Origin of the sequence: Pseudomonas sp. NPDC085632 (genome assembly GCF_044541255.1) — a bacterium.
Taxonomy (GTDB): Bacteria; Pseudomonadota; Gammaproteobacteria; order Pseudomonadales; family Pseudomonadaceae; genus Aquipseudomonas.
In genome coordinates, this window is the sequence record NZ_JBITSX010000010.1 from 21,542 (window position 1) to 43,946 (window position 22,405).

Below are 22,405 nucleotides of genomic sequence, written 5' to 3' on the forward strand. Positions count from 1 at the left end.
CTCTCCCAGAGGTAGAGGGGGCTGACCGAGGTGTTTTGCGCTGTCCATCGACCTGCAAGACCGAGTCGTTTATGGATTCCGCGCCAATCGTTCAAGTCGGTGAATCTCTCGAATATCCCCCAATCAGTCCCTTCTCCCTATGGGCGGTCCGACGTTTCGGGAGGGTTAGGGTGAGGGGCTTTTTAAACCCACTGTGGTCGGTGGGAACCCAACTCTGTCGCCGGCAAAGCCCATTGAATAGGTGTGCCGCCGATCTTCACCGGCACCTGCAAGCGATGCGCCGGGCCCCACGGGGTCTGTTCCAGAAATGAACCCTGATCCCGCTCATCTTCCGTCCGCAATGCCTCACTTGTCCCCGGCCCATGCTCGATCAACAACTTCGCCGTCCGCGCCAGCGACAACCGCGCCGAGCCACCGCGACCTGTCTCCAAACGCTCGGTCAACAGTCGGAGTGCACTCGCCGCCATCAAATAACCGGTCGCATGATCCAGCGCCTGCACCGGCAACGGCGTCGGTTTATCGGCCTGCTGCCAGTGTTGTCCGGCCTCGGCAATGCCGCTGCTCATCTGCACCAGGCTGTCGAAGCCGCGGCGGTTCTGCCACGGACCGCTCCAGCCGTAGGCGTTGAGGCCGACATCGATCAGGCCCGGTGCCAGTTGTCGGCGACGTTCGGCGCCGAAACCGAGATGCTCCAGTGCGTCGGCGCGGTAACCATGGAGCAAAATGTCGGCGTCTCTCAATAAATTCTCGAAAACTGCACGATCCGCCGGGTCATGCAGATCCAGTCGCGCGCAGCGTTTGCCGAGGGTCATTTCCGGGACGACGCCGGGTTCGTTCCAGGTCGGTGAATCGATGCGCAATACGTCGGCGCCAAGGCCGGCGAGAAAACGGCTGGCGGTGGGGCCGGCGAGCACGCGCGTCAGATCCAACACCTTGATCCCGGCCAACGGTTGCGCCACCGAACCTTGCCACGGCTGACTGTGTTCATCCTGCGAATCGAGGAAATGCACCAGCGGTTCGGCATTCACCGCCAGTCCCTGCGGATGCTGTTGCCACTGCGCCCAACTGCGCATCTCGGCCGCGCAGCCCTTGGCCTCGACGACCGCTCGCTCCAGATCCGTGCTCGCCCATTGCGCAACTTTCGCCGCCGTCGCGGCACGGTCGGCGCAGGCACCGAGCACGCGTTCAGCGGCGGCGCGGTGATGCGGGGCGTTGGTGTGCAGACGGATCCAGCCATCCTGTGTGGCGTAGTCGCCGGCAACCGGGTCCCACAGCGGTGGTACTCGCCAGCCCATCGGGCGCAGCGAGGTCGAGAACCAGAACGAGGCCAGGCGTCGGTCGACTGCAATGTTGGATAGGTGGCCGGTTTGCTGATGCAGGAGTTCGCTGACAGCCTGACCGGCAGCGGCGATGCTGGCGCAGGCAAGCTCAGTGACGGCGAACGCCGAGGGCAGGGCGCCGCTATTGGTGAACGGAATCGGCGTGCGGGGCAAGCCGAGTGCGGCTTGAATGGACGTGAGTAAATCAGTCATCGAAGGCCCTCCGGAGCGAGAGGGCGATGATAGTGCAAAAGAATCCCGAGTTAGATGAAATCCCCGATTGCAGGGTTGCCACTTGACCCTGTGGGAGCTGGCTTGCCAGCGATAGCGGAGTGTCAGTCAACAATGTACTGACTGATGTGCCGCCATCGCTGGCAAGCCAGCTCCCACAAGGTTTTGTGGTGGATTGAGTGGCGGGCTCAGACGCGGAACTGATCCATCAATTTCATCTGCTGACTGGCCAGTGCATTGAGCTGGCTGCTGATCGCCGCCGATTCGGTGGCTTGTTCCGTCAGCGTCTCGGTGACGGTGCGGATGGCCGAGACATTGCGATTCACTTCTTCAGCCACCGCACTCTGCTGTTCCGCCGCACTGGCAATCTGCAGGTTCATGTCGCTGATCACCGTCACCGCGTCGCTGATCTTGCCCAGCGCATCCACCGCCTGACGAATCTGCCCGGCGTTGTTGTGTGCCTGGGTCTGGCTCGAATGCATGGTCGCGACCACGCCCCGCGTACCGGTCTGAATCCGCTCGATCACGATGCGAATCTCTTCCACCGAATCCTGCGTGCGCTTGGCGAGGTTGCGCACCTCGTCGGCGACCACGGCAAAACCACGGCCGCTCTCACCGGCACGGGCCGCTTCAATCGCCGCGTTGAGGGCGAGCAGGTTGGTCTGTTCGGCGATGCTGCGGATCACTTCCAGCACCGAACCGATCTGCTCGCTGTTGACTGCCAACGCTTCAACCTCGGTCACCGCTTTGCTGACTTCATCGGCCAGTTGATTGATGTCGCGGGTGCTGCGTTCGATGATCGACATGCCGTCCCTGGCCGACTGATCGGCACCTTTCGCGGCATTGGCTGCGTTCGATGCGCTGTTGGCGACGTCGTGGGCAGTGGCGCTCATTTCGTTGGAGGCAGTGGCGACCTGGTCGATCTCGCGGAACTGCACCTGCATGCCTTCGCTGGTCTGGCGGGCGATTTCCGAAGACTGGTCGGCGGTGCCGCGCGCTTCGGTGATGCTTTGCTTGATCTGCGCGATGGTCGGTTGCAGCTTGTCGAGGAAGCGATTGAACCAGTTGACCAGTTCGCCCAGTTCATCCTGCTTGCTGTAGTTCAGACGCTGGGTCAGATCGCCTTCGCCGCTGGCGATGTTCTTCAGCATCTCGGCAACGCTGTTGATCGGACGCGTCACCCCGGACGCGGTCAGCCAGATCAGCAACAAGCCAACCAGACCGGCAACCACGGCGACCAGCAGCGCGGTGAGCACGCCGGTTTCCTGCGCATCGTCGAGTACCGCTTGCAGCTTGACCGAATCGGCCAGCAGCACTTGTTTTGGCAGGTCGATAACCACGCCCCAGGCGCGCGAGTTACCGATCGGATCGACCGGGTACACCGCACGAATCAGCTCGCCCTGTTCGAGAATCTTCGGTGTGCCTGAGGTCAGCAGTTGCAGCACATCCTGGCCATCGGCGCCGAGGGTGTCGTTGATCTTTTTGCCGACCTTGGTGGCGTCAGAACTGTCGGCACCGAGCACGCCGCTGCCGGAGACGATCAGCATGTGCCCGGCGTTGTTGAACAAGCTGCGCTGGGAATCAACGGCCGCTGCTTGCAAGGCATCCAGGGCGATGTCGACACCGACCACGCCGATGGCTTTACCGTCGACGATTAAGGGCACGGAGATGGTCGTCATGAGCATTTCCTTGCCACCGACGGTGTCGGCGTACGGATCGAGCAGGCACGTACGCTTGTTATCGCGAGGGCAGGTGTACCAACTGTTGTAAGGCGTGCCGCTGACGCTGAGTGTGGTTTTGGTCAGGTCTTCTTCGACCATGATCGTGTTCAGCGAAGCACCGGCGGCGCGACTCCAGTACGTGGCAAAACGTCCGGCTTCGTTGGACTGGCGAGCGGCATCGTTGGCGAATTCGCTGTCCTTGCCGTCGAGAGCGTTCGGTTCGAAGGCGAGCCAGATACCGAGCACTTTGTCGTTGCGCTCGAAGGCGGTTTTCAGGCTCAGGTTCAACTCTTCACGCAAGGCGCCGGCGTCCAGCGAACGCTTGGCGGCCATCACCCGCATGTCCTTGATCTGGTCGGCCAGGGCGGTGATCACCGTCAGGCTTTCGCCAAAGGTCTTCTGCACCCGCACGGCTTGTTCGGCGGCTTTGGCTTGTAACAGATTCTCGACGCTGGCGGTGAGCAACTTGTTGCTGGAGTCACTGACCAGTTCGTCATTCTGATTGGTCTGGTAGATGTTCATGCCGACGATCAGCGCAACCACACCGAGCAGGCATAGACCGGAGAGCAGAACGATTTTCAGGCGAATGGACAGAGAGTCGAACATGGGGCGATCTCGCGAATGAATAAACGGGTGGCAGGCGGATATGAACTATCCGGTTCGCCAAATCCATTCAGCGCCATTCAATGCTCATCGGCGTGGAAGCAGAGGGCATGAGGCGCGTGCCGACGGACGGTCAACGCTAAACGTTTGCGCAGGGGAAAGTGCTGAAAAAGTGATTAATTACAGGGATGTTTCAGTGCGAAGAAGTGTCGGTGCACACCGGCATGGACTCAGGGCGCGACCAGATCCACAGATTGCCCAGGCTCATCCCGGCAATCGCCAGATAGACAGGCCAGCCATGATCGAGCATCACCAGCATTAACGTCGCGCAGAGCAACATGCTCACCGTCGCGCTGACCTTGGCCTTGCGCGCGATGATCTTGCCATTGCGCCAGTTGCTGAGGATCGGCCCGAACAGGCGATGGTTTTCCAGCCAGGCACTCAGGCGCGGCGAACTGCGAGTCGCGGCCCAGGCGGCGAGGAGGATGAACTCGGTGGTCGGCAGGCCGGGCACGACGATGGCGATCAGGCCAATGCCGAGACTGACGTAAGCCAGCAGGCCGAACAGCACACGGGCGAGTTTCGAGGAGGCGGGTTGCGGCATGGGCTACGCGGTGGCTTCTGAAGCGGAAGGGAGATCTTACAGGCTTACGCAGTTCCCCTGTAGGAGCTGCCGAAGGCTGCGATCTTTTGATGTTGTTTTCAAGATCAAAAGATCGCAGCCTTCGGCAGCTCCTACAGGGGGATGTGTGTTGTGTCAGGCCGGTTCGGCTTCGGTGGCGTACGCCTGTTCCAGCAGCACGGTGAAGCGGTTGAACGCATCGATCGCGCCTTGCTCGACTTCGGCTTCTTCCTCGGCACTGAACTGCAGCGAGTCGAGGGTACGCACGAAGCTCTTCCAGCCCTCGGCACGGCCACCTTCTGGCTCACCCAGGTGACGGGCGCCAAAGGTTTCGCTTAGCTCCAGCGCCACGGCACGTTTGATCAGGAACGCCGCGCCGAGCTTCGAACCTTCGGAGACAAAGATCCAGCCCAGAGCACGAGCCTTGCTTGGGTTTTTCACCGCGCCCACAACCGGCGCCGGCACTTCGGTGTCCAGATCAGCCAGGTCAGCCTTGGCCGCTTCGGCGCGGCAACGCGCTGGCAGGTCAGGGACAATGGCAGCCAGTTCGGCATCGTTGTACAGGTCGACCAGTTCCGACTGGAACAGGTATTGCGCAACGACGAAGCGGGCGAAATTGGCGCGGGTCTCGAATGGCGCATGCGCTTTCACCAGTGCATCGAGCTTGGTGTGCGGTTCGTTAGTGATCTGGTTCAAGCGTTGTGAACGCAGGGCTTTTTCCGAAGTGGTCATGACATGTCCTTGATAAAAGAGGCGCTTGATAACGAGACGAACAAGAAGACGTGCAAGCGTAAAAAAACCTCACGGCGCGGTGCCTGAACACGCGCAGTGAGGTTGGCCGGATCAGATGTCCCAGATCAGATTGATTGCGAAGTTGCGGCCCGGTTGGGTCAGGCGATCGAGGTTGGCCGGTTGTGTCACCGAAGCTTCGCCGACGCTGTCGTAACCGCGCACGTCATCCCACAGCCAGTATTTCTTGTCGGTCAGGTTGTAGATGCCGCCGCTGACGGTGACGTCGTCGGTGACTTTGTAATAACCGGCCAGATCAAGAATGCCGAAGCCGGGGGTTTTGAATTGGCTGCTGACGCCATCCGGCGACTTGAAGTTGCTGTCGTCGACGCGATCCTTTTTCTTCACCACGGTCCAGCTCAGCAGGCCGCCGTAGTTGTCCTGGTCGTAACCGAGGCCGAACACGCCAGTCAGCGGGTTGACGCTGTTGAGCGGCTCGCCGTTGTCGTTGTTGCGACCGTAGGCGTAGGCGATCGAGCCTTGGGTGTAGAGGCCTTGCGGGGCGCCGAACGCATCCAGATTCAGGCGACCTTTGACTTCCGCACCTTTGATGGTGGCGTGCTTGATGTTGGCCGACTGGAAGGTCAGTTCGTTGCGGCCGGGGGTCACAGCGTCTTCATTAATGAAGTCGCGGTACTTGTTATAGAACACCGCTACGTCGAACGAGCCTTGCTCGAAGTTGCCGCGCAGACCGGTTTCATAGCTTTTGCTTTTCTCCGGTTCGAGGTCTGGGTTTGGCGCCACGCTGTAACCGGTGGTGGTGTTTTCGAAGCGGCCGTACAGGGCTTTCGCGGTCGGGGTGCGGAAACCTTCGGCGTACTGACCGTACCAGGTGTAATTCTCGGTCAGGGCGTAGGTCAGGCCGAATTTCGGCGAGACTTTGTGCCACGTCTTGTTCTTGTCGCTGACCGTGCCTTGGCCGTCAGCTGCCACGGTGTTGAGGAATTCCTGGGTGATGTGCGGCTTGAGCTGGGTGTAGTCGTAGCGCAGGCCCGGCAGGAAGGTCCAGTTGTTCCAGCTGATCTGATTCTGAGCGAACACGCTGTAGGTGTTGATGGTCGGGTCCGGGAAGTCGGTGGCCTTGGCCAACACGTCAGCAGTACTGGTTGCGCCGATGGCGCTGCAGCCGCGACCGACCGCCAGGCACGTGCCGTCGCCGCTGCGCGAGCCGGTGACTTTCTGCTGCTTGATGGTGGTGCCGTAGGTCAGCACGTGATCGGTTTCACCGATGGCGAAGGCCTTGTCCAGTTGCGCGTCGAACACCCACTGTTTCTCTTCGTAAATCGTGTCGCGAGTACGCAGCACTTTACGGGTGATCGGGTAGTAAAACTCGGTGGTGCTCTGGTCGGTTTTGGCGATCTGGTGGTTGAGGCTCCACTTCACGTTGTCGACCAGCAGACTGTCGAGGGCGAACGAGTGCTCGATACCGAAACGCTCACGGGTGATGGTGTCGTTGCCGGTGCGCCACTGGTACATGCCGCCGGGCAGCACGCTGTTGGGGATGGTCGGGGCGCCATTGAAGTACGGGCCGCCGTAGGCGCTTTTCTGATCGGTGTCGCGATCGTCCTTGTACTTTTCGTAGGTCAGGCCCAGGCGCGAATCTTCGTTGTAGTTCCAGCCGATCTTGGCCAGCACGTTGTAGGCATTGACGTCTTCCGGGTTGGCGGCGGTGCGTTCCAGACCGGTGCCGTTGTTGCTGCCGTAGGAATCAGTTTCGTGACCGTCACGCTGGCTGTAGTGCAGCAATCCGTCGAACTGCTCGGCACGGCCGGCCACGGTGGCGGACTTCAACCAGCTGTCATCGGCCGAGCTGTAACCGCTTTTCAGACGCGCGCCGACGTCCTTGCCGGGCTTGATGATGTCGTCGGCATCGAGGGTGTAGTAGCTGACGGCGCCGCCGATGGCGTTGCTGCCGTACAGCACCGAGGCCGGGCCACGGAGGATTTCCACGCGTTTGACGATTTCCGGGTCAACGTAATTGCGCTGGGTCTTGGCGTAGGGGCCGTTGAAGAAACCGTCCGGCACTTCCACGCCATCCACCTGAGTCAGGATGCGGTCGCCGTCGATACCGCGAATGTTGTAGCCGCTGATGCCGCCACGTGTGCCGGCGCCGCCGACGGAAACCCCCGGCTCATAACGCACCAGATCCTTGATGGTGTTGACGTTGTTGCGGTCCAGATCCTGACGGGTCTGCACGGTGACGGTGGCCGGCACGCTAGTGACCGACTGCTCCTGACGGGTGGCGCTGATGGTCACCTGATCCAGATTGAGCGTGCCGCTGGCGTTGCGCTTTTCCAGCACGACGTTGTTGTTGCTGATTTTGCGGAAGCTCAGGTTGGTCCCCACCAACAGACGCTCCAGGGCTTTTTCCGGTGGCAGCGAGCCACGCACGCCCGGCGACGACACGCCCTGACCCAGTTCTGCCGGCAAGCCGACCTGCCAACCAGTCACGGCGGTGAAGGCATTGAGCGCCGACACCAGCGGCTGCTGGCCGATGGCGAACGAGTAATCGCCCATGTTGCGTGCCGGTTGCTCGGTGGCCGCCATCAGCGGCGCAGTGCCGGCCATCAGGATGGCCGCGGTCAGCAGCGACAATACGCGGGAAGGGGAAGCAGTCTGGCGGGTAAGGCGAGAGGACATCGATAGCGCTCCGTGTCGCACGAATCTTTATAGGTGCTGATTGAATCGCGTGTTGCGAATCAATTGCATTGGCTATAACGAGACGTACTGGCGTTGGCTATCGAGTAAAAATAATTCTCATTTAGTTCAGGATCACCAGCGCGGGGAATTCCTGCAGGCGCGCCGAGGTGATGTGCGCGAGGGAGCGAACCACGTCGAGCGGCTGATCGAGACGGTAATTACCGGTCACGGCGACGTCGGCCAGTTGCTCGTTGGTGTTGATGATCCAGCCCGGGTAGTAACGGCGCAGTTCGGCCAGCACCTGGTTCAGCGGGCAGTTTTCGAACACCAGTCGGCCCTGGACCCAGGCCAGATCCGTGTTGGCGTCGAGTTTGGCCGGGCCGTCGAAGCCGTTGGGGCCGATGCGAATACTTTCGCCGGCCGTCAGGCGCACACGGGCATCGTTGTGGGTGGCGCGCAAATCGACGTCGCCACGTTGCACATTGACCTGCGCGACGCCATCGAGATAGCGCACGGCGAACGCGGTATCGCGCACGCTGGCAGTGACTGGCCCGGCATCGATTTCCAGCGGTTGACCGCGGCCGCTGGCGATTTCGAAAAACGCCTCGCCCTGAAACAATCGGGCAACGCGCTGCTGATCATTGATGGTGCTGGAAAACGCTGAATTGGTATTGAGCAGGACTTTCGAGCCGTCCTCCAGTTGCAGACGCTGGCGCTCGCCGACGACGGTCAGATGATCGGCTTGAATCCGCATCGGCAAGTTACTGAAACTGAACAACCCGAGAATCAGCACTGCCGCGGTTGCCAGCGGTTTCCAGTGCGGACGCAGACGCTTCAAGAAGGTGACTTTCGCAGGCTTGGCCGCCAAGCTTTGCGCGCACTGGGCGATTTGCGGGCCGTCCCAGATCGCCTGGGCCTTGGCGAACGCTTCGGCATTTAGCGGATCGGCCGCCAGCCAGGCATGGAACTGCCGGGTCTGCTCCTCGTCCGGGCTGCCGAGCACGATGAGCCAGTCCAAAGCCTGGTCCATTGCGTTGGCAGCGTCCTGCACCGAATCCGGCGAAGGCGAGCGGTGGGTGTCCGTCACGGTGTTTCCTCGACAGTGTCTGCGCACGGCTGTTTTTTCAAGTGAAGCGTAAAAGTCGGGCAAGGGTAACAAAGCCCGATGATCCGTGCAGGCGATCCTGGCACTTACAGAAAAGGCCTACGACCTCAGTCGCCATTCAGGCGTTCAGCGACACCGATGCAAATGCTCATGATCAGCTTCAGTTCTTTCTGCACGGTGCTGAGGGAGACGTTCAGTTCATCAGCGATTTCCTGATAGCTGTTCCCGTGCAAACGGCTGAGGATGAAAATCTGCTGCTGGCGGGGGCTGAGTTGACTGAGGCTCACGTTCAGGCGCTCCAGCATCTGTTCGGCGTGGGCGGCATCTTCGGCGCTGCTGGCGGGGGCGGCGACGCTGTGCACGACATCCTGCGGCACGTCGTCGACCATGGTTCGCGAATGGATCTTGCGCGCACGCAAATGATCCAGCGCCAGATTGCGTGCGGTCTGGAAGACAAAAGGTTCGAGGTGATCGATGGCCCGCTCGCTCAACGCCCGCGTCACGCGCAGGTAGGTCTCCTGCAACAGGTCTTCAGCGGTGCTGTGATTGTTGACCATCCGTTCCAGCGTGCGCAGCAAGGACGTGCGCTGGGTAAGGAAGACGTGGTTGAAGCGCGATTGACTCACGGGAGGACCTGATCCATTTCAAGCGAATGATAATGCTTATCATCTATTCGAATGGTCAAGTGTTGTTTTGTGATCGACACAGATAAATGCAGGAGCTGCCGAAGGCTGCGATCTTTTGATGTTGATCTTAAAAACAAGATCAAAAGATCGCAGCCTTCGGCAGCTCCTACAGGGGATCAGGACAATCTTACTCGGCGTTACACAGCGCCAGGCAGTTATCCAGCATGCGGTTCGAGAAGCCCCACTCGTTGTCATACCACGCCAGCACCTTGAGCAATTTGCCGCTGGACTTGGTGTGGTTGGCGTCGAAAATCGATGACAGCGGGTTGTGGTTGAAGTCGCTGGAAACCAGCGGCAACGTGTTGTAACCCAATATCTTCGAATGCTGGCTCGCAGCCTTGAGCAGGGCGTTGACTTCCTCGGCGCTGGCTTCTTTTTTCAGCTGTACGGTCAAATCCACCAGCGACACATTGATCACCGGCACCCGCACGGCCATGCCGGTCAGTTTGCCGGCCAGTTCCGGCAACACCAGGCCCACGGCCTCAGCGGCGCCGGTCTTGCTCGGGATCATGTTCTGCGTGGCTGAACGCGCGCGGTACGGGTCGGTGTGATAGACGTCCGTCAGGTTCTGATCGTTGGTGTAGGCATGGATCGTAGTCATCAGACCGCTTTCAATCCCCAGCTCGCGGTGCAGCACCTGCGCCACTGGCGCCAGGCAGTTGGTGGTGCACGAAGCGTTGGAGATGATCTGGTGCGACTGGCGCAGAATGTCGTGGTTCACACCATAAACCACAGTGGCGTCGGCACCTTTGGCCGGGGCCGAGATGATCACTTTGCGCGCGCCGGCAGTAATATGCGCGGCCGCTTTGGCGCGATCGGTAAAGAGACCGGTGCATTCGAACACCACATCAATCTTTTCCGCCGCCCATGGCAGTTCGGCCGGGTTGCGAATCGCGCTGACCGCAATGCGGTCGCCGTTGACGGTCAGACTTTCATTGTCATGCTCGACCTGAGCGTCGAACGTGCCGTGAACGGTGTCGTATTTGAGCAGATGAGCATTGATCGAGCTGTCGCCCAGATCGTTGATGGCGACGATCTGCAAATCCTGTCGATAGCCTTGGGTATACAGTGCGCGCAGGACATTACGGCCGATGCGGCCAAAACCATTGATTGCGATTCGAAGAGTCATGGAACAGCGCCGCCGTCGTTTTGTTGTTGGAATTACAAGATTATTCGCATAAAAATAGAAAACAAGCCTTTTTAGTGGCAATATTTTGTTTTATCTACAACGAGTGACCTGAATCAACTGGTCCGAATGGTCAAAAAAGCCGTCTGTCATTCCAACAACAACGGCGTTTGATCAGCATAGACAATCAGGTCGCCACATCCGTTAGCCTGGAGTTCTACACATGCATCCCCGCGTCCTTGAGGTCACCGAACGGCTTATCGCCCGCAGCCGCGCCACGCGTCAGGCTTACCTTGCACTGATTCGCGGCGCCGCCACTGACGGGCCGATGCGCGGCAAGCTGCAATGCGCCAACTTTGCCCACGGCGTGGCCGGGTGCGGCAGCGAAGACAAGCACAGCCTGCGGATGATGAACTCGGCGAACATCGCCATTGTTTCTTCGTATAACGACATGCTCTCGGCGCACCAGCCGTACGAAGTGTTCCCGGAGCAGATCAAGAACGCCCTGCGCGAAATCGGCTCGGTCGGCCAGTTCGCCGGCGGTACGCCAGCCATGTGCGACGGCGTCACCCAAGGTGAGCCGGGCATGGAACTGAGCCTGCCGAGCCGCGAAGTGATCGCCATGTCGACGGCCGTGGCGCTGTCGCACAACATGTTCGACGGCGCGCTGATGCTCGGCATCTGCGACAAGATCGTCCCGGGCCTGATGATGGGCTCGCTGCGCTTCGGTCACCTGCCGACGATTTTCGTCCCGGGCGGGCCGATGGTCTCGGGGATTTCCAACAAGGAAAAAGCCGACGTGCGCCAGAAGTACGCTGAAGGCAAAGCGACCCGCGAAGAGCTGCTGGAATCGGAGATGAAGTCCTACCACAGCCCGGGCACTTGCACCTTTTACGGCACCGCCAACACCAACCAGTTGCTGATGGAAGTCATGGGCCTGCACTTGCCGGGCGCCTCTTTCGTCAATCCGAACACGCCGCTGCGCGATGCGCTGACCCGCGAAGCCGCGCATCAGGTTACGCGTCTGACCAAACAAAATGGCAACTTCATGCCGATTGGCGAAATCGTCGACGAGAAGTCGCTGGTCAACTCGATCGTTGCGCTGCACGCGACTGGCGGCTCCACCAACCACACCCTGCACATGCCGGCCATTGCCATGGCGGCGGGTATCCAACTGACCTGGCAGGACATGGCCGACCTCTCCGAAGTCGTGCCGACCCTGAGCCACGTCTACCCGAACGGCAAAGCCGACATCAACCACTTCCAGGCAGCGGGCGGCATGTCGTTCCTGATCCGCGAACTGCTTGGCGCCGGTCTGCTGCACGAAGACGTCAACACCGTGCTCGGTCATGGCTTGAGCAAATACACGAAAGAGCCGTTCCTTGATAACGGTGAACTGGTCTGGCGCGAAGGCCCGGTCGACAGCCTCGACGAAAATATCCTGCGTCCGGTCGCCCGTGCATTCTCGGCAGAGGGTGGTTTGCGGGTGATGGAAGGCAACCTCGGGCGCGGTGTGATGAAGGTGTCCGCTGTTGCGCTGGAAAACCAGATCGTCGAAGCGCCAGCGATGGTGTTCCAGGATCAGCAGGATCTGGCCGACGCGTTCAAGGCCGGCCTGCTGGAAAAAGATTTCGTCGCCGTGATGCGCTTCCAGGGCCCGCGTTCCAACGGCATGCCGGAGCTGCACAAGATGACGCCGTTCCTCGGCGTGCTGCAGGATCGCGGCTTCAAAGTCGCGCTGGTGACTGACGGACGGATGTCCGGCGCCTCGGGGAAAATCCCGGCGGCAATTCACGTCAGCCCCGAGGCTTATGTCGGTGGCGCTTTGGCGCGGGTGCAAGAGGGCGATATCATCCGCGTCGATGGCGTCAAAGGCACCTTGGAGCTCAAGGTCGACGCCGCAGAATTTGCAGCGCGCGAACCCGCCAAAGGCCTGTTGGGCAACAACATCGGCAGCGGTCGCGAACTGTTTGGCTTCATGCGCATGGCCTTCAGCTCGGCGGAGCAGGGCGCCAGCGCCTTCACTTCTGCCCTGGAGACGCTTAATTGAAACTGGCTTTGGTCGGTGACATCGGAGGCACCAACGCGCGGTTTGCGTTGTGGAAAAACCAGCAACTGCAATCGGTTCAGGTGTTGGCCACGGCCGACCATGCCAGCCCGGAAGAGGCGATCAGCCTGTATCTGAGCGGGCTCGGTCTGGCGCCGGGTTCGATCGGTTCGGTGTGCCTGTCGGTGGCCGGCCCGGTCAGCGGTGATGAATTCAAGTTCACCAACAATCACTGGCGCCTGAGCCGCACCGCGTTCTGCAAAACCTTGCAGGTCGAGCAGTTGTTGCTGGTCAACGACTTCTCGGCGATGGCGCTGGGCATGACCCGTTTGCAGCCGGGCGAATTCCGCGTGGTCTGCGAAGGCACGCCGGAGCCGTTGCGCCCGGCGGTGGTGATCGGCCCGGGCACTGGCTTGGGCGTCGGCACGTTGCTCGATTTGGGCGAGGGTCGTTTCGCGGCGTTGCCGGGGGAGGGCGGTCACGTCGATCTGCCTCTGAGCAGCCCGCGTGAAACGCAGCTGTGGCAGCACATCCACAATGAAATCGGCCATGTCAGCGCCGAAACCGCTTTAAGCGGCGGCGGTTTGCCACGGGTTTACCGGGCGATCTGTGCGGTGGACGGGCATGAGCCCAAGCTCGACACGCCGGAAGCGATTACTGCCGCCGGTCTGGCGGGCGATCCGATTGCGCTGGAAGTGCTGGAGCAGTTCTGCTGCTGGCTCGGCCGTGTCGCCGGCAATAACGTACTGACCACGGGCGGGCGTGGCGGGGTGTATATCGTTGGCGGGGTGATTCCACGGTTTGCCGATTTCTTCCTGGAAAGCGGTTTTGCCCGCAGCTTCGCGGACAAGGGTTGCATGAGCGATTACTTCAAAGGCATTCCGGTGTGGCTGGTGACAGCGCCGTATTCTGGCCTGATGGGCGCGGGTGTAGCCCTCGAGCAAGCTGGCTGAGGATCGTTCCCACGCTCTGCGTGGGAATGCAGCCCGTGACGCTCCGCGTCACTGGACGCGGAGCGTCCCCAGAGGCATTCCCACGCAGAGCGTGGGAACGATCGGTTCATCAGGCATAATCCGCCCCAATTCCAACAACAAGGATGCCTTCGAAGTGAGCTCAGTCAACAAGTCGATATTGTTGGTCGATGACGACCAGGAAATACGCGAGTTGCTGGAAACCTACCTGACCCGCGCCGGGTTTCAGGTGCGGGCCACCGCCGATGGTGCCAGTTTTCGTCAGGCCCTCAACGAGGCGCCGAGCGATCTTGTGATCCTCGATGTCATGCTGCCCGACGAAGACGGCTTCAGCCTGTGCCGGTGGGTACGTCAGCATCCGCGTCAGGCGCAGGTGCCGATCATCATGCTCACCGCCAGTTCCGACGAGGCCGATCGCGTGATCGGTCTGGAACTCGGCGCCGACGACTACCTCGGCAAACCCTTCAGCCCACGCGAACTGCAAGCACGCATCAAAGCCCTGCTGCGGCGTGCGCAATTCGGTCAGGAACGCAGTGGCAGTGAAGTGCTGGCCTTCGATGAGTGGCGGCTGGACATGGTCAGCCATCGGCTGTTCCACACCGACGGCGAGGAGGTGATTCTCTCCGGCGCCGACTTCGCCCTGCTGAAGCTGTTCCTCGATCACCCGCAGGAAATCCTCGACCGCGACACCATTGGCAACGCCACCCGTGGCCGCGACCTGATGCCGCTCGATCGCATTGTCGACATGGCCGTCAGCCGTTTGCGCCAGCGTCTGCGCGACACGGAAAAACCGCCACGGCTGATCCGTACCGTGCGCGGCAGCGGCTATCAACTGGCAGCCAACGTGGTTGCCGGCAATGGTCACTGATTCGTTGCGCAAACTTGCCGCCAAGGTGCCGGTACCACGCTCGCTGCTCGGGCGAATGCTGCTGTTGACCTTGCTCGCGGTGCTGTTCGCGCAGACGTTATCCAGCGTGATCTGGGTCTCGCAACTGCGCGCAACCCAGCTCGAAGGTCTGGTCACCAGCGCCCGCAGCCTCGCCCATTCAATGACCGCCAGCGTCAGCTATTTCCGCTCATTACCGGTGGCTTATCGACCGTTGGTGCTCGACCAGTTGCGCAGCATGGGCGGCACCCGCTTTGTCGTGACGCTCAACGACAAGCCGTTGGGCATGGATGTGTTGCCGGTCACGCCGCGTAAAGCGGCGGTGATGAAAGCGGTCGACGAAGTGCTGCGCCAGACCCTCGGGCATGACACCGATATATCAGTGACCTTCGTCAGCCCCGAAGACCTGCGGATCTTCAACGCAGGGCTGAAACTCGATGAGCTGCCGCGCTCGTGGGCGCATTACGCGCTGACCCTGGAGCCGGTGAATCCACCCGTGTTGGTCACGCAGATTCAAATGGCGCCGGGCGAATGGCTGTACATCGCCTCGCTGTTGCCCGAGCCGTACACCAGCCTTGAAGAACAAGGCCTGCCCTCGCAGCAGGTATGGTTCATCGTTCTCACCAGTGGTTTTCTATTGCTGTTCATCGGCCTGCTGGTGCACTGGCAAAGCCGGCCGCTCAAACGTCTGGCGCGGGCAGCGCGGGATCTGTCGCTGGGCGCCGACGTCGAGCCGGTGGCCGAGGGTGGTGGCAGCGAAGTGGTCGAAGTGGGTCGTGCTTTCAACACCATGCGCGAACGCATCAGCCGTTACCTGACCGAACGCAGCCAGTTGTTCAGCGCGATCTCCCATGACCTGCGCACACCGATCACGCGTTTGCGTTTGCGCGTCGAATTGCTTGAAGACGAGAAGCTGCAGGCCAAGTTCGGTCGTGATCTGGATGAGTTGGAGCTGCTGGTCAAAGGCGCGCTGCAATGTGTGAAAGACACTGACATCCACGAGAACATCGAGCCGGTGGATCTTAATCATGTGCTGGATTGTCTGGTCGAGCCTTATCTGGCGCCGAACGGCAACGGTCGCGTGACTCAGCATGGCCGGGCGCTGGCGGCGTATCCGGGTAAGCCGCTGGCGTTGAAACGCTGCATCGGCAACCTGATCGACAACGCGTTGAAGTATGGGCAGAACGCGCATCTGCATATCGATGACGATGACAGCGCGTTTGTCTTGCACGTTGATGATGAAGGGCCGGGCGTGCCGGAGCAGCGTTTGGAGCAGGTGTTTGAGCCGCACTTCCGGTTGGCGGGACAGCAGCAGGGTTATGGGCTCGGGCTCGGGATTGCGCGGAACATTGCCCACAGCCATGGCGGAGAGGTGACGTTGCAGAATTTGCGTGACGGTGGGTTGCGGGTGACCCTGCAACTGCCGCGTTCGGCGGATTGAGTCAAAAGCTTTCCCTCACCCTAGCCCTCTCCCGGGGGGAGAGGGGACTGATCGAGGGATGCTGCAGAGATACGCCGACCTGGAAGTCCGGTAGCGAATCCATAATCGACTCAATGTATCAGGTCGGCGGATAACTCATTACACCTCGGTCGGCCCCCTCTCCCTCCGGGAGAGGGCTGGGGTGAGGGTGGCTCTTTTGTCACGGATCGGTGACAAGCCCCGCCCCCTTCGTTACAAGCCCACCCCGGCCCGTTGTTTAGACTCCCCGCAGTCATAACAACAAAAAAGGCCACCCATGGATCTTTTCCACCCAGGCTTCAGCAGTTGGCTGAACGCCCCTGCCCACCAGCAATGGCTCGCCGCCGAAGGCCTGCGTCTGCTGGATTTCGCCAAGGCATCAAAACTCCCGCAAGGCTTCGGCAACCTCGACGAACGCGGCCGTCTGCCAGCGAACGCACAAGCCGAAACCATGAACACCGCGCGCATGACCCACAGTTTCGCCATGGCCCACATTCAGGGGCTGCCGGGATTTGCCGAACGGGTCGATCACGGCATCGCCGCCCTGCGCGGGCCATTGCGTGACGCCTTGCACGGTGGCTGGTTTGCGGTCGCCGAACACCGCGACGGCAACACCGGAAAGAATGCTTATCTGCATGCCTTTGTCGCGCTGGCGGCGAGCTCTGCGGTGGTCGCGCAACGTCCCGGCGCGCAAGCGCTGCTGGACGATGCCATCGACATCATCGACACGTATTTCTGGAGCGAAGAAGAGGGCGCCATGCGCGAGTTCTTCAATCGCGACTGGAGTGAAGAAGAAGCCTATCGCGGCGCCAACAGCAACATGCACGCGACCGAGGCGTTCCTCGCACTGGCCGATGTCACAGAAGATCCGCGCTGGCTGGTGCGTGCGCAACGCATCGTCGAGCGGGTGATCCACGGTCATGCTGCCGCCAACGGTTACATGGTCATCGAGCATTTCGACCGCGACTGGCAACCGCTGCGCGACTACAACCACGACAATCCTGCCGACGGTTTCCGCCCGTACGGCACCACACCGGGTCACGGTTTTGAGTGGGCGCGGCTGTTGCTGCACCTCGAAGCGGCGCGGGTGCAGGCCGGCATGTTGACGCTCGGCTGGCTCGCCACTGACGCGGCAAAACTCTTCGAGAACAACTGCCGCAACGGTTGGAACGTCGATGGTTTGCCGGGCATCGTCTACACCCTCGACTGGGACAACAAAGCCGTTGTCCGCCATCGTCTGCACTGGACACACGCCGAAGCCAGCGCCGCTGCCAGCGCGTTGCTCAAACGCAGCGGAGATGCGCAATACGAAACCTGGTACCGGCTGTTCTGGGAATTCTGCGAGGTGAATTTCATCGACCGTTGCGACGGCAGCTGGCACCACGAACTCAACCCGCAAAACATCCCGAGCGCCGATATCTGGGCGGGCAAACCCGATCTGTATCACGCCTGGCAGGCGGTGCTGATCCCTCGTCTACCCTTGTCACCGAGTATGGCGACTGCTTTAGCGCAGTTGTCTCACGGTTCTCCTGTGTAACCATGTGGTGACATTCGCGCGTCCCTTCGTTACCTGCGAAGGGAAACGTCCTGTTTAAACTCCTGTGCAGCGCAAGCACCAGACTTGCATGCATAACAACAAGAAAGGTACATCTCAGATGAATGCGATTTCTCGCCTCGCTACTGTCATTTCTGTCGCCTCCCTGTTCCCGCTCGCAATTCTGCCTCTCAGTGTTTCCGCTGCCGAATCCAAAGGTTCGGTCGAAGTCGTGCACTGGTGGACGTCCGGTGGCGAAAAAGCCGCTGTTGATGTGCTCAAGGCGCAAGTCGAAAAAGACGGTTTCACCTGGAAAGACGGCGCTGTCGCCGGTGGTGGCGGTGCCACTGCCATGACCGTGTTGAAAAGCCGTGCCGTTGCCGGCAACCCGCCTGGCGTCGCCCAGATCAAAGGCCCGGACATCCAGGAATGGGCGTCCACCGGCCTGCTCGACACCGACGTGTTGAAAGACGTCGCCAAGTCGGAAAAGTGGGACAGCCTGCTCGACAAGAAAGTCTCCGATACCGTGAAGTACGACGGTGATTACGTGGCCGTGCCGGTGAACATTCACCGCGTGAACTGGCTGTGGATCAACCCGGAAGTGTTCAAGAAAGCCGGTATCACCAAGAACCCGACCACCCTCGAAGAATTCTATGCCGCTGGCGACAAGCTGAAGGCTGCGGGCTTCATCCCGCTGGCTCACGGCGGTCAGCCTTGGCAGGACAGCACCGTGTTCGAAGCCGTGGTGCTCTCGGTCATGGGTGTCGATGGTTACAAGAAAGCCCTGGTTGACCTGGACAACGCCGCGCTGACCGGTCCGGAAATGGTCAAGGCGCTGACCGAGCTGAAGAAAGTCGCGACCTACATGGACGCCGACGGCAAAGGTCAGGACTGGAACCTGGAAGCGGCCAAAGTCATTAACGGCAAGGCCGGCATGCAGATCATGGGCGACTGGGCCAAGTCCGAATGGACCGCCGCCAAGAAAGTCGCCGGCAAGGATTACGAGTGCGTAGCCTTCCCGGGCACTGACAAGGCGTTCACCTACAACATCGACTCGCTGGCCGTGTTCAAGCAGAAGGACGCAGGCACTGCGGCCGGTCAGCAGGACATCGCCAAAGTCGTGCTGGGTGAAAACTTCCAGAAAGTCTTCAGCATCAACAAAGGCTCGATCCCGGTTCGCAACGACATGTTGAACAACATGGACAAGCTCGGTTTCGATTCCTGCGCGCAGACCGCTGCCAAGGATTTCCTGGCAGACGCCAAGTCCGGCGGCCTGCAGCCAAGCATGGCGCACAACATGGCGACCACGCTGGCGGTGCAAGGCGCGTTCTTTGACGTCGTGACCAACTACATCAACGACCCGAAAGCCGACCCGGCCGACACCGCCAAGAAACTGGGTGCAGCGATCAAATCGTCTAAATAAGCATCGGTGCACAGGCTTCCCCTGTGGGAGCGAGCCTGCTCGCGAAGGCGTTGTGTCAGTTGCTCCATCCGTCGACTGACACACCGCATTCGCGAGCAGGCTCGCTCCCACAAGGGATCTCACTGTAGTTTTTATTCCCTGTACTGGATTTCCCCATGAGTTCTGTTGCTGTGTTCAGCAAGGCCTCGCCGTTCGATGCATTGCAACGCTGGCTACCCAAACTGGTGCTGGCGCCGAGCATGTTCATCGTGCTGGTGGGCTTCTATGGCTACATCCTGTGGACGTTCGTGCTGTCGTTCACCACCTCGACTTTCCTGCCTAACTACAAGTGGGCCGGTCTGGCGCAATACGCGCGGTTGTTCGACAACGACCGCTGGTGGGTCGCGAGCAAAAACCTCGCGGTGTTCGGCGGCATGTTCATCGGTATCACTTTGGTGATCGGCGTGTTGCTGGCGGTGTTCCTCGACCAGCGCATTCGTCGCGAAGGCTTTATCCGCACCATTTACCTGTACCCGATGGCGCTCTCGATGATCGTCACCGGTACCGCGTGGAAATGGCTGCTCAACCCGGGCATGGGCCTGGACAAATTGTTGCGTGACTGGGGCTGGGAAGGCTTCCGTCTCGACTGGCTGATCGACCCTGATCGCGTGGTCTACTGCCTGGTGATCGCCGCTGTCTGGCAAGCCTCGGGCTTCATCATGGCGATGTTTTTGGCCGGCCTGCGTGGCGTCGATCAATCGATCATCCGCGCTGCGCAGATAGATGGCGCGAGCATGCCGACGATCTACTGGAAAGTGGTGCTGCCAAGCCTGCGTCCGGTGTTCTTCAGTGCGGTGATGATTCTGGCGCACATCGCGATCAAGAGCTTCGACCTGGTCGCGGCGATGACCGCCGGTGGCCCGGGTTATTCCTCCGACCTGCCCGCAATGTTCATGTATTCCTTCACCTTCAGTCGCGGCCAGATGGGTATGGGCTCGGCCAGTGCGATTCTGATGCTCGGTGCGATCCTCGCGATCATCGTGCCTTACCTGTATTCCGAGCTGAGGACCAAGCGCAATGACTAGTCTCGCTGCCAAACCTGCTATCAGCCTGAGTCGCATCGCGATCTACGCGGTGCTGATCCTCGCCGTACTGCTTTATCTGGTGCCGCTGGTGGTCATGTTGCTGACCAGCTTCAAGACCCCGGAAGACATCAGCACCGGCAACTTGCTGAGCTGGCCGACCGTGGTCAGCGGCATCGGCTGGGTCAAGGCCTGGGCCACGGTTGACGGGTACTTCTGGAACTCGATCAAGATCACCGTTCCGGCGGTAGTTATTTCCACCGCCATCGGTGCGTTGAATGGTTATGTGCTGTCGTTCTGGCGCTTCCGCGGTTCGCAGTTGTTCTTCGGTCTGCTGTTGTTCGGCTGCTTCCTGCCGTTCCAGACCGTGCTGCTGCCGGCCTCGTTTACCCTCGGCAAGATGGGCCTGGCGAGCACCACCACCGGCCTGGTGTTTATCCACGTGGTTTACGGTCTGGCGTTCACCACACTGTTCTTCCGCAACTACTACGTGAGCATTCCGGATGCGCTGGTGAAAGCCGCACGCCTCGATGGCGCGGGTTTCTTCACGATTTTCCGCCGCATCATCCTGCCGATGTCGACGCCGATCATCATGGTCTGCCTGATCTGGCAATTCACCCAGATCTGGAACGACTTCCTGTTCGGTGTGGTGTTCTCCAGCGGTGATTCGCAACCGATCACGGTGGCGCTGAACAACCTGGTCAACACCAGCACCGGCGCCAAGGAATACAACGTTGATATGGCAGCGGCGATGATCGCCGGCCTGCCGACCCTGCTGGTCTATGTGGTCGCAGGCAAGTATTTCGTGCGCGGGCTGACGGCCGGCGCAGTCAAGGGGTAATCATGGCAACGCTCGAACTTCGCAACGTAAACAAGACCTACGGTGCCGGCCTGCCGGACACCTTGAAGAACATTGAACTGTCGATCAAGGAAGGTGAGTTCCTGATCCTCGTCGGCCCGTCGGGCTGCGGCAAATCGACGTTGATGAACTGCATCGCCGGTCTGGAAACCATCACCGGCGGCGCGATCATGATCGGTGATCAGGACGTCAGCGGCATGAGCCCGAAGGATCGCGACATCGCCATGGTGTTCCAGTCCTACGCGCTGTACCCGACCATGAGCGTGCGCGAGAACATCGAGTTCGGCCTGAAGATTCGCAAGATGGCGCAGTCGGCGATCGACGAAGAAGTCGCACGCGTGGCCAAACTGCTGCAGATCGAACATTTGCTCAATCGCAAGCCGGGTCAGCTTTCAGGTGGCCAGCAGCAGCGTGTGGCGATGGGCCGTGCGCTGGCGCGTCGTCCGAAGATCTATCTGTTCGACGAACCGCTGTCCAACCTCGACGCCAAGCTGCGTGTCGAGATGCGCACCGAAATGAAACTGATGCACCAGCGCCTGAAAACCACCACGGTCTACGTGACCCACGACCAGATCGAAGCGATGACCCTGGGCGACAAGGTTGCGGTGATGAAGGACGGCATCATTCAGCAGTTCGGCACGCCAAAAGAGATCTACAACGATCCGGCCAACCTGTTTGTGGCGAGCTTCATCGGTTCGCCGCCGATGAACTTCATTCCGCTGCGCCTGCAACGCAAGGACGGTCGTCTGCTGGCGCTGCTCGACAGTGGCCAGGCGCGTTGTGAGTTGCCGATGAGCATGCAGGACGCCGGGCTCGAAGATCGCGAAGTGATCCTCGGCCTGCGCCCGGAGCAAATCGTGCTGGCGAACGGCGAGGGCAATGGCCTGCCGAGCATTCGTGCCGAAGTGCAGGTGACCGAACCGACTGGCCCCGACACCTTGGTGTTCGTCAATCTGAATGACACCAAAGTCTGCTGCCGTCTGGCGCCAGACGTGGCACCGCAGGTGGGCGAGAACCTGACGCTGCAATTCGATCCGTCGAAAGTGTTGTTGTTCGATGCCAAGACCGGCGAGCGCCTCGGCACTGCCGGGCAACCACAGACCGATGCGCGGTCTGCGAACGTCGCCCAATTCAAAGGCCGGTGAACAGATCAAGGTTGGAATGCAGTCATGTGGGAGCTGGCTTGCCAGCGATGCAGGCAACTCGGTTCACAGTGGAACAGAGTCGATGCCATCGCTGGCAAGCCAGCTCCCACAGGGATTGGATTCCAAAAGGAGCACGCGGTGGATTGCCTGTAATCCATCGCAATTTATGTAAACCGCG

At 60.5% G+C, this 22,405-nt stretch carries 17 protein-coding genes and 1 pseudogene; 9 read left to right on the top strand and 9 right to left on the bottom strand.

Features of this window, described 5'->3' with window-relative positions:
- Positions 1-182: 182 nt before the first annotated feature.
- The 9 genes and pseudogenes from ACIF4X_RS10190 to gap form a co-directional block, all read right to left on the bottom strand.
- The gene (locus tag ACIF4X_RS10190; protein ID WP_397482018.1) at positions 183-1,532 is read right to left on the bottom strand and encodes a CoA transferase; all 1,350 of its coding nucleotides are present in this window, start codon (positions 1,530-1,532) and stop codon (positions 183-185) included.
- A gap of 206 nt (positions 1,533-1,738) precedes the next feature.
- Positions 1,739-2,494 (bottom strand): methyl-accepting chemotaxis protein, encoded by a 756-nt coding sequence (locus ACIF4X_RS10195; protein ID WP_371260381.1) that lies wholly within the window; start codon positions 2,492-2,494, stop codon positions 1,739-1,741.
- A 150-nt stretch (positions 2,495-2,644) separates the two neighbouring features.
- A pseudogene (locus ACIF4X_RS10200) lies at positions 2,645-3,877 on the bottom strand (chemotaxis protein); the annotation flags it as partial.
- 190 nt (positions 3,878-4,067) lie between these two features.
- The gene (locus tag ACIF4X_RS10205; RefSeq protein ID WP_397482019.1) at positions 4,068-4,478 is read right to left on the bottom strand and encodes a YbaN family protein; all 411 of its coding nucleotides are present in this window, start codon (positions 4,476-4,478) and stop codon (positions 4,068-4,070) included.
- Positions 4,479-4,631: 153 nt separating this feature from the next.
- On the bottom strand, positions 4,632-5,228 hold the full coding sequence (locus ACIF4X_RS10210) for a biliverdin-producing heme oxygenase (protein WP_397482020.1): 597 nt from the start codon (positions 5,226-5,228) through the stop codon (positions 4,632-4,634).
- A gap of 111 nt (positions 5,229-5,339) precedes the next feature.
- Positions 5,340-7,925, bottom strand: a complete 2,586-nt coding sequence (locus tag ACIF4X_RS10215) for a TonB-dependent receptor (protein ID WP_397482021.1) — start codon at positions 7,923-7,925, stop codon at positions 5,340-5,342.
- A gap of 121 nt (positions 7,926-8,046) precedes the next feature.
- Positions 8,047-9,012, bottom strand: a complete 966-nt coding sequence (locus ACIF4X_RS10220; RefSeq protein ID WP_397482022.1) for a FecR family protein — start codon at positions 9,010-9,012, stop codon at positions 8,047-8,049.
- A 125-nt stretch (positions 9,013-9,137) separates the two neighbouring features.
- Entirely contained in the window at positions 9,138-9,656 is a 519-nt protein-coding gene (locus ACIF4X_RS10225) for an RNA polymerase sigma factor (protein WP_093430467.1), read from the bottom strand.
- A 187-nt stretch (positions 9,657-9,843) separates the two neighbouring features.
- Complete coding sequence (gene gap / locus ACIF4X_RS10230; RefSeq protein ID WP_077574258.1) at positions 9,844-10,845, bottom strand: type I glyceraldehyde-3-phosphate dehydrogenase; 1,002 nt, start codon at positions 10,843-10,845, stop codon at positions 9,844-9,846.
- Positions 10,846-11,065: 220 nt separating this feature from the next.
- Here gap and edd point away from each other — a divergent pair, with 220 nt between their 5' ends.
- The 9 genes from edd to ACIF4X_RS10275 all read left to right on the top strand — a co-directional run bounded on the left by edd (position 11,066) and on the right by ACIF4X_RS10275 (position 22,227).
- The gene (gene edd, locus ACIF4X_RS10235; protein ID WP_095112266.1) at positions 11,066-12,892 is read left to right on the top strand and encodes a phosphogluconate dehydratase; all 1,827 of its coding nucleotides are present in this window, start codon (positions 11,066-11,068) and stop codon (positions 12,890-12,892) included.
- Entirely contained in the window at positions 12,889-13,842 is a 954-nt protein-coding gene (locus ACIF4X_RS10240; protein WP_397482023.1) for a glucokinase, read from the top strand. The genes edd and ACIF4X_RS10240 overlap by 4 nt, the downstream gene beginning before the upstream one ends.
- Positions 13,843-13,996: 154 nt before the next feature.
- The gene (locus tag ACIF4X_RS10245) at positions 13,997-14,728 is read left to right on the top strand and encodes a response regulator (RefSeq protein ID WP_025112821.1); all 732 of its coding nucleotides are present in this window, start codon (positions 13,997-13,999) and stop codon (positions 14,726-14,728) included.
- Entirely contained in the window at positions 14,718-16,187 is a 1,470-nt protein-coding gene (locus ACIF4X_RS10250; RefSeq protein WP_397482024.1) for an ATP-binding protein, read from the top strand. The genes ACIF4X_RS10245 and ACIF4X_RS10250 overlap by 11 nt, the downstream gene beginning before the upstream one ends.
- 295 nt (positions 16,188-16,482) lie before the next feature.
- Positions 16,483-17,742, top strand: coding sequence for an AGE family epimerase/isomerase (locus tag ACIF4X_RS10255; RefSeq protein WP_397482025.1), 1,260 nt, complete (start codon positions 16,483-16,485; stop codon positions 17,740-17,742).
- A gap of 118 nt (positions 17,743-17,860) precedes the next feature.
- Entirely contained in the window at positions 17,861-19,162 is a 1,302-nt protein-coding gene (locus ACIF4X_RS10260) for an ABC transporter substrate-binding protein (protein WP_016983700.1), read from the top strand.
- A 155-nt stretch (positions 19,163-19,317) separates the two neighbouring features.
- Positions 19,318-20,226: a carbohydrate ABC transporter permease gene (locus ACIF4X_RS10265; protein WP_007917874.1), complete on the top strand. Its 909-nt coding sequence runs from the start codon at positions 19,318-19,320 to the stop codon at positions 20,224-20,226.
- Positions 20,219-21,064, top strand: a complete 846-nt coding sequence (locus ACIF4X_RS10270; RefSeq protein WP_277758977.1) for a carbohydrate ABC transporter permease — start codon at positions 20,219-20,221, stop codon at positions 21,062-21,064. Before ACIF4X_RS10265 ends, ACIF4X_RS10270 begins: the two co-directional genes overlap by 8 nt.
- 2 nt (positions 21,065-21,066) lie before the next feature.
- Entirely contained in the window at positions 21,067-22,227 is a 1,161-nt protein-coding gene (locus ACIF4X_RS10275; RefSeq protein WP_397482026.1) for an ABC transporter ATP-binding protein, read from the top strand.
- The last annotated feature ends 178 nt before the right edge of the window (positions 22,228-22,405 follow it).

Bases quoted from the DNA above. Each gene is read 5' to 3' on its own strand.
- ACIF4X_RS10190 (WP_397482018.1), bottom strand. From the start codon at position 1,532: ATGACTGATTTACTCACGTCCATTCAAGCCGCACTCGGCTTGCCCCGC.
- ACIF4X_RS10195 (WP_371260381.1), bottom strand. From the start codon at position 2,494: ATGCAGGTGCAGTTCCGCGAGATCGACCAGGTCGCCACTGCCTCCAAC.
- ACIF4X_RS10205 (WP_397482019.1), bottom strand. From the start codon at position 4,478: ATGCCGCAACCCGCCTCCTCGAAACTCGCCCGTGTGCTGTTCGGCCTG.
- ACIF4X_RS10210 (WP_397482020.1), bottom strand. From the start codon at position 5,228: ATGACCACTTCGGAAAAAGCCCTGCGTTCACAACGCTTGAACCAGATC.
- ACIF4X_RS10215 (WP_397482021.1), bottom strand. From the start codon at position 7,925: ATGTCCTCTCGCCTTACCCGCCAGACTGCTTCCCCTTCCCGCGTATTG.
- gap (WP_077574258.1), bottom strand. From the start codon at position 10,845: ATGACTCTTCGAATCGCAATCAATGGTTTTGGCCGCATCGGCCGTAAT.
- edd (WP_095112266.1), top strand. From the start codon at position 11,066: ATGCATCCCCGCGTCCTTGAGGTCACCGAACGGCTTATCGCCCGCAGC.
- ACIF4X_RS10250 (WP_397482024.1), top strand. From the start codon at position 14,718: ATGGTCACTGATTCGTTGCGCAAACTTGCCGCCAAGGTGCCGGTACCA.
- ACIF4X_RS10255 (WP_397482025.1), top strand. From the start codon at position 16,483: ATGGATCTTTTCCACCCAGGCTTCAGCAGTTGGCTGAACGCCCCTGCC.
- ACIF4X_RS10260 (WP_016983700.1), top strand. From the start codon at position 17,861: ATGAATGCGATTTCTCGCCTCGCTACTGTCATTTCTGTCGCCTCCCTG.
- ACIF4X_RS10265 (WP_007917874.1), top strand. From the start codon at position 19,318: ATGAGTTCTGTTGCTGTGTTCAGCAAGGCCTCGCCGTTCGATGCATTG.
- ACIF4X_RS10270 (WP_277758977.1), top strand. From the start codon at position 20,219: ATGACTAGTCTCGCTGCCAAACCTGCTATCAGCCTGAGTCGCATCGCG.
- ACIF4X_RS10275 (WP_397482026.1), top strand. From the start codon at position 21,067: ATGGCAACGCTCGAACTTCGCAACGTAAACAAGACCTACGGTGCCGGC.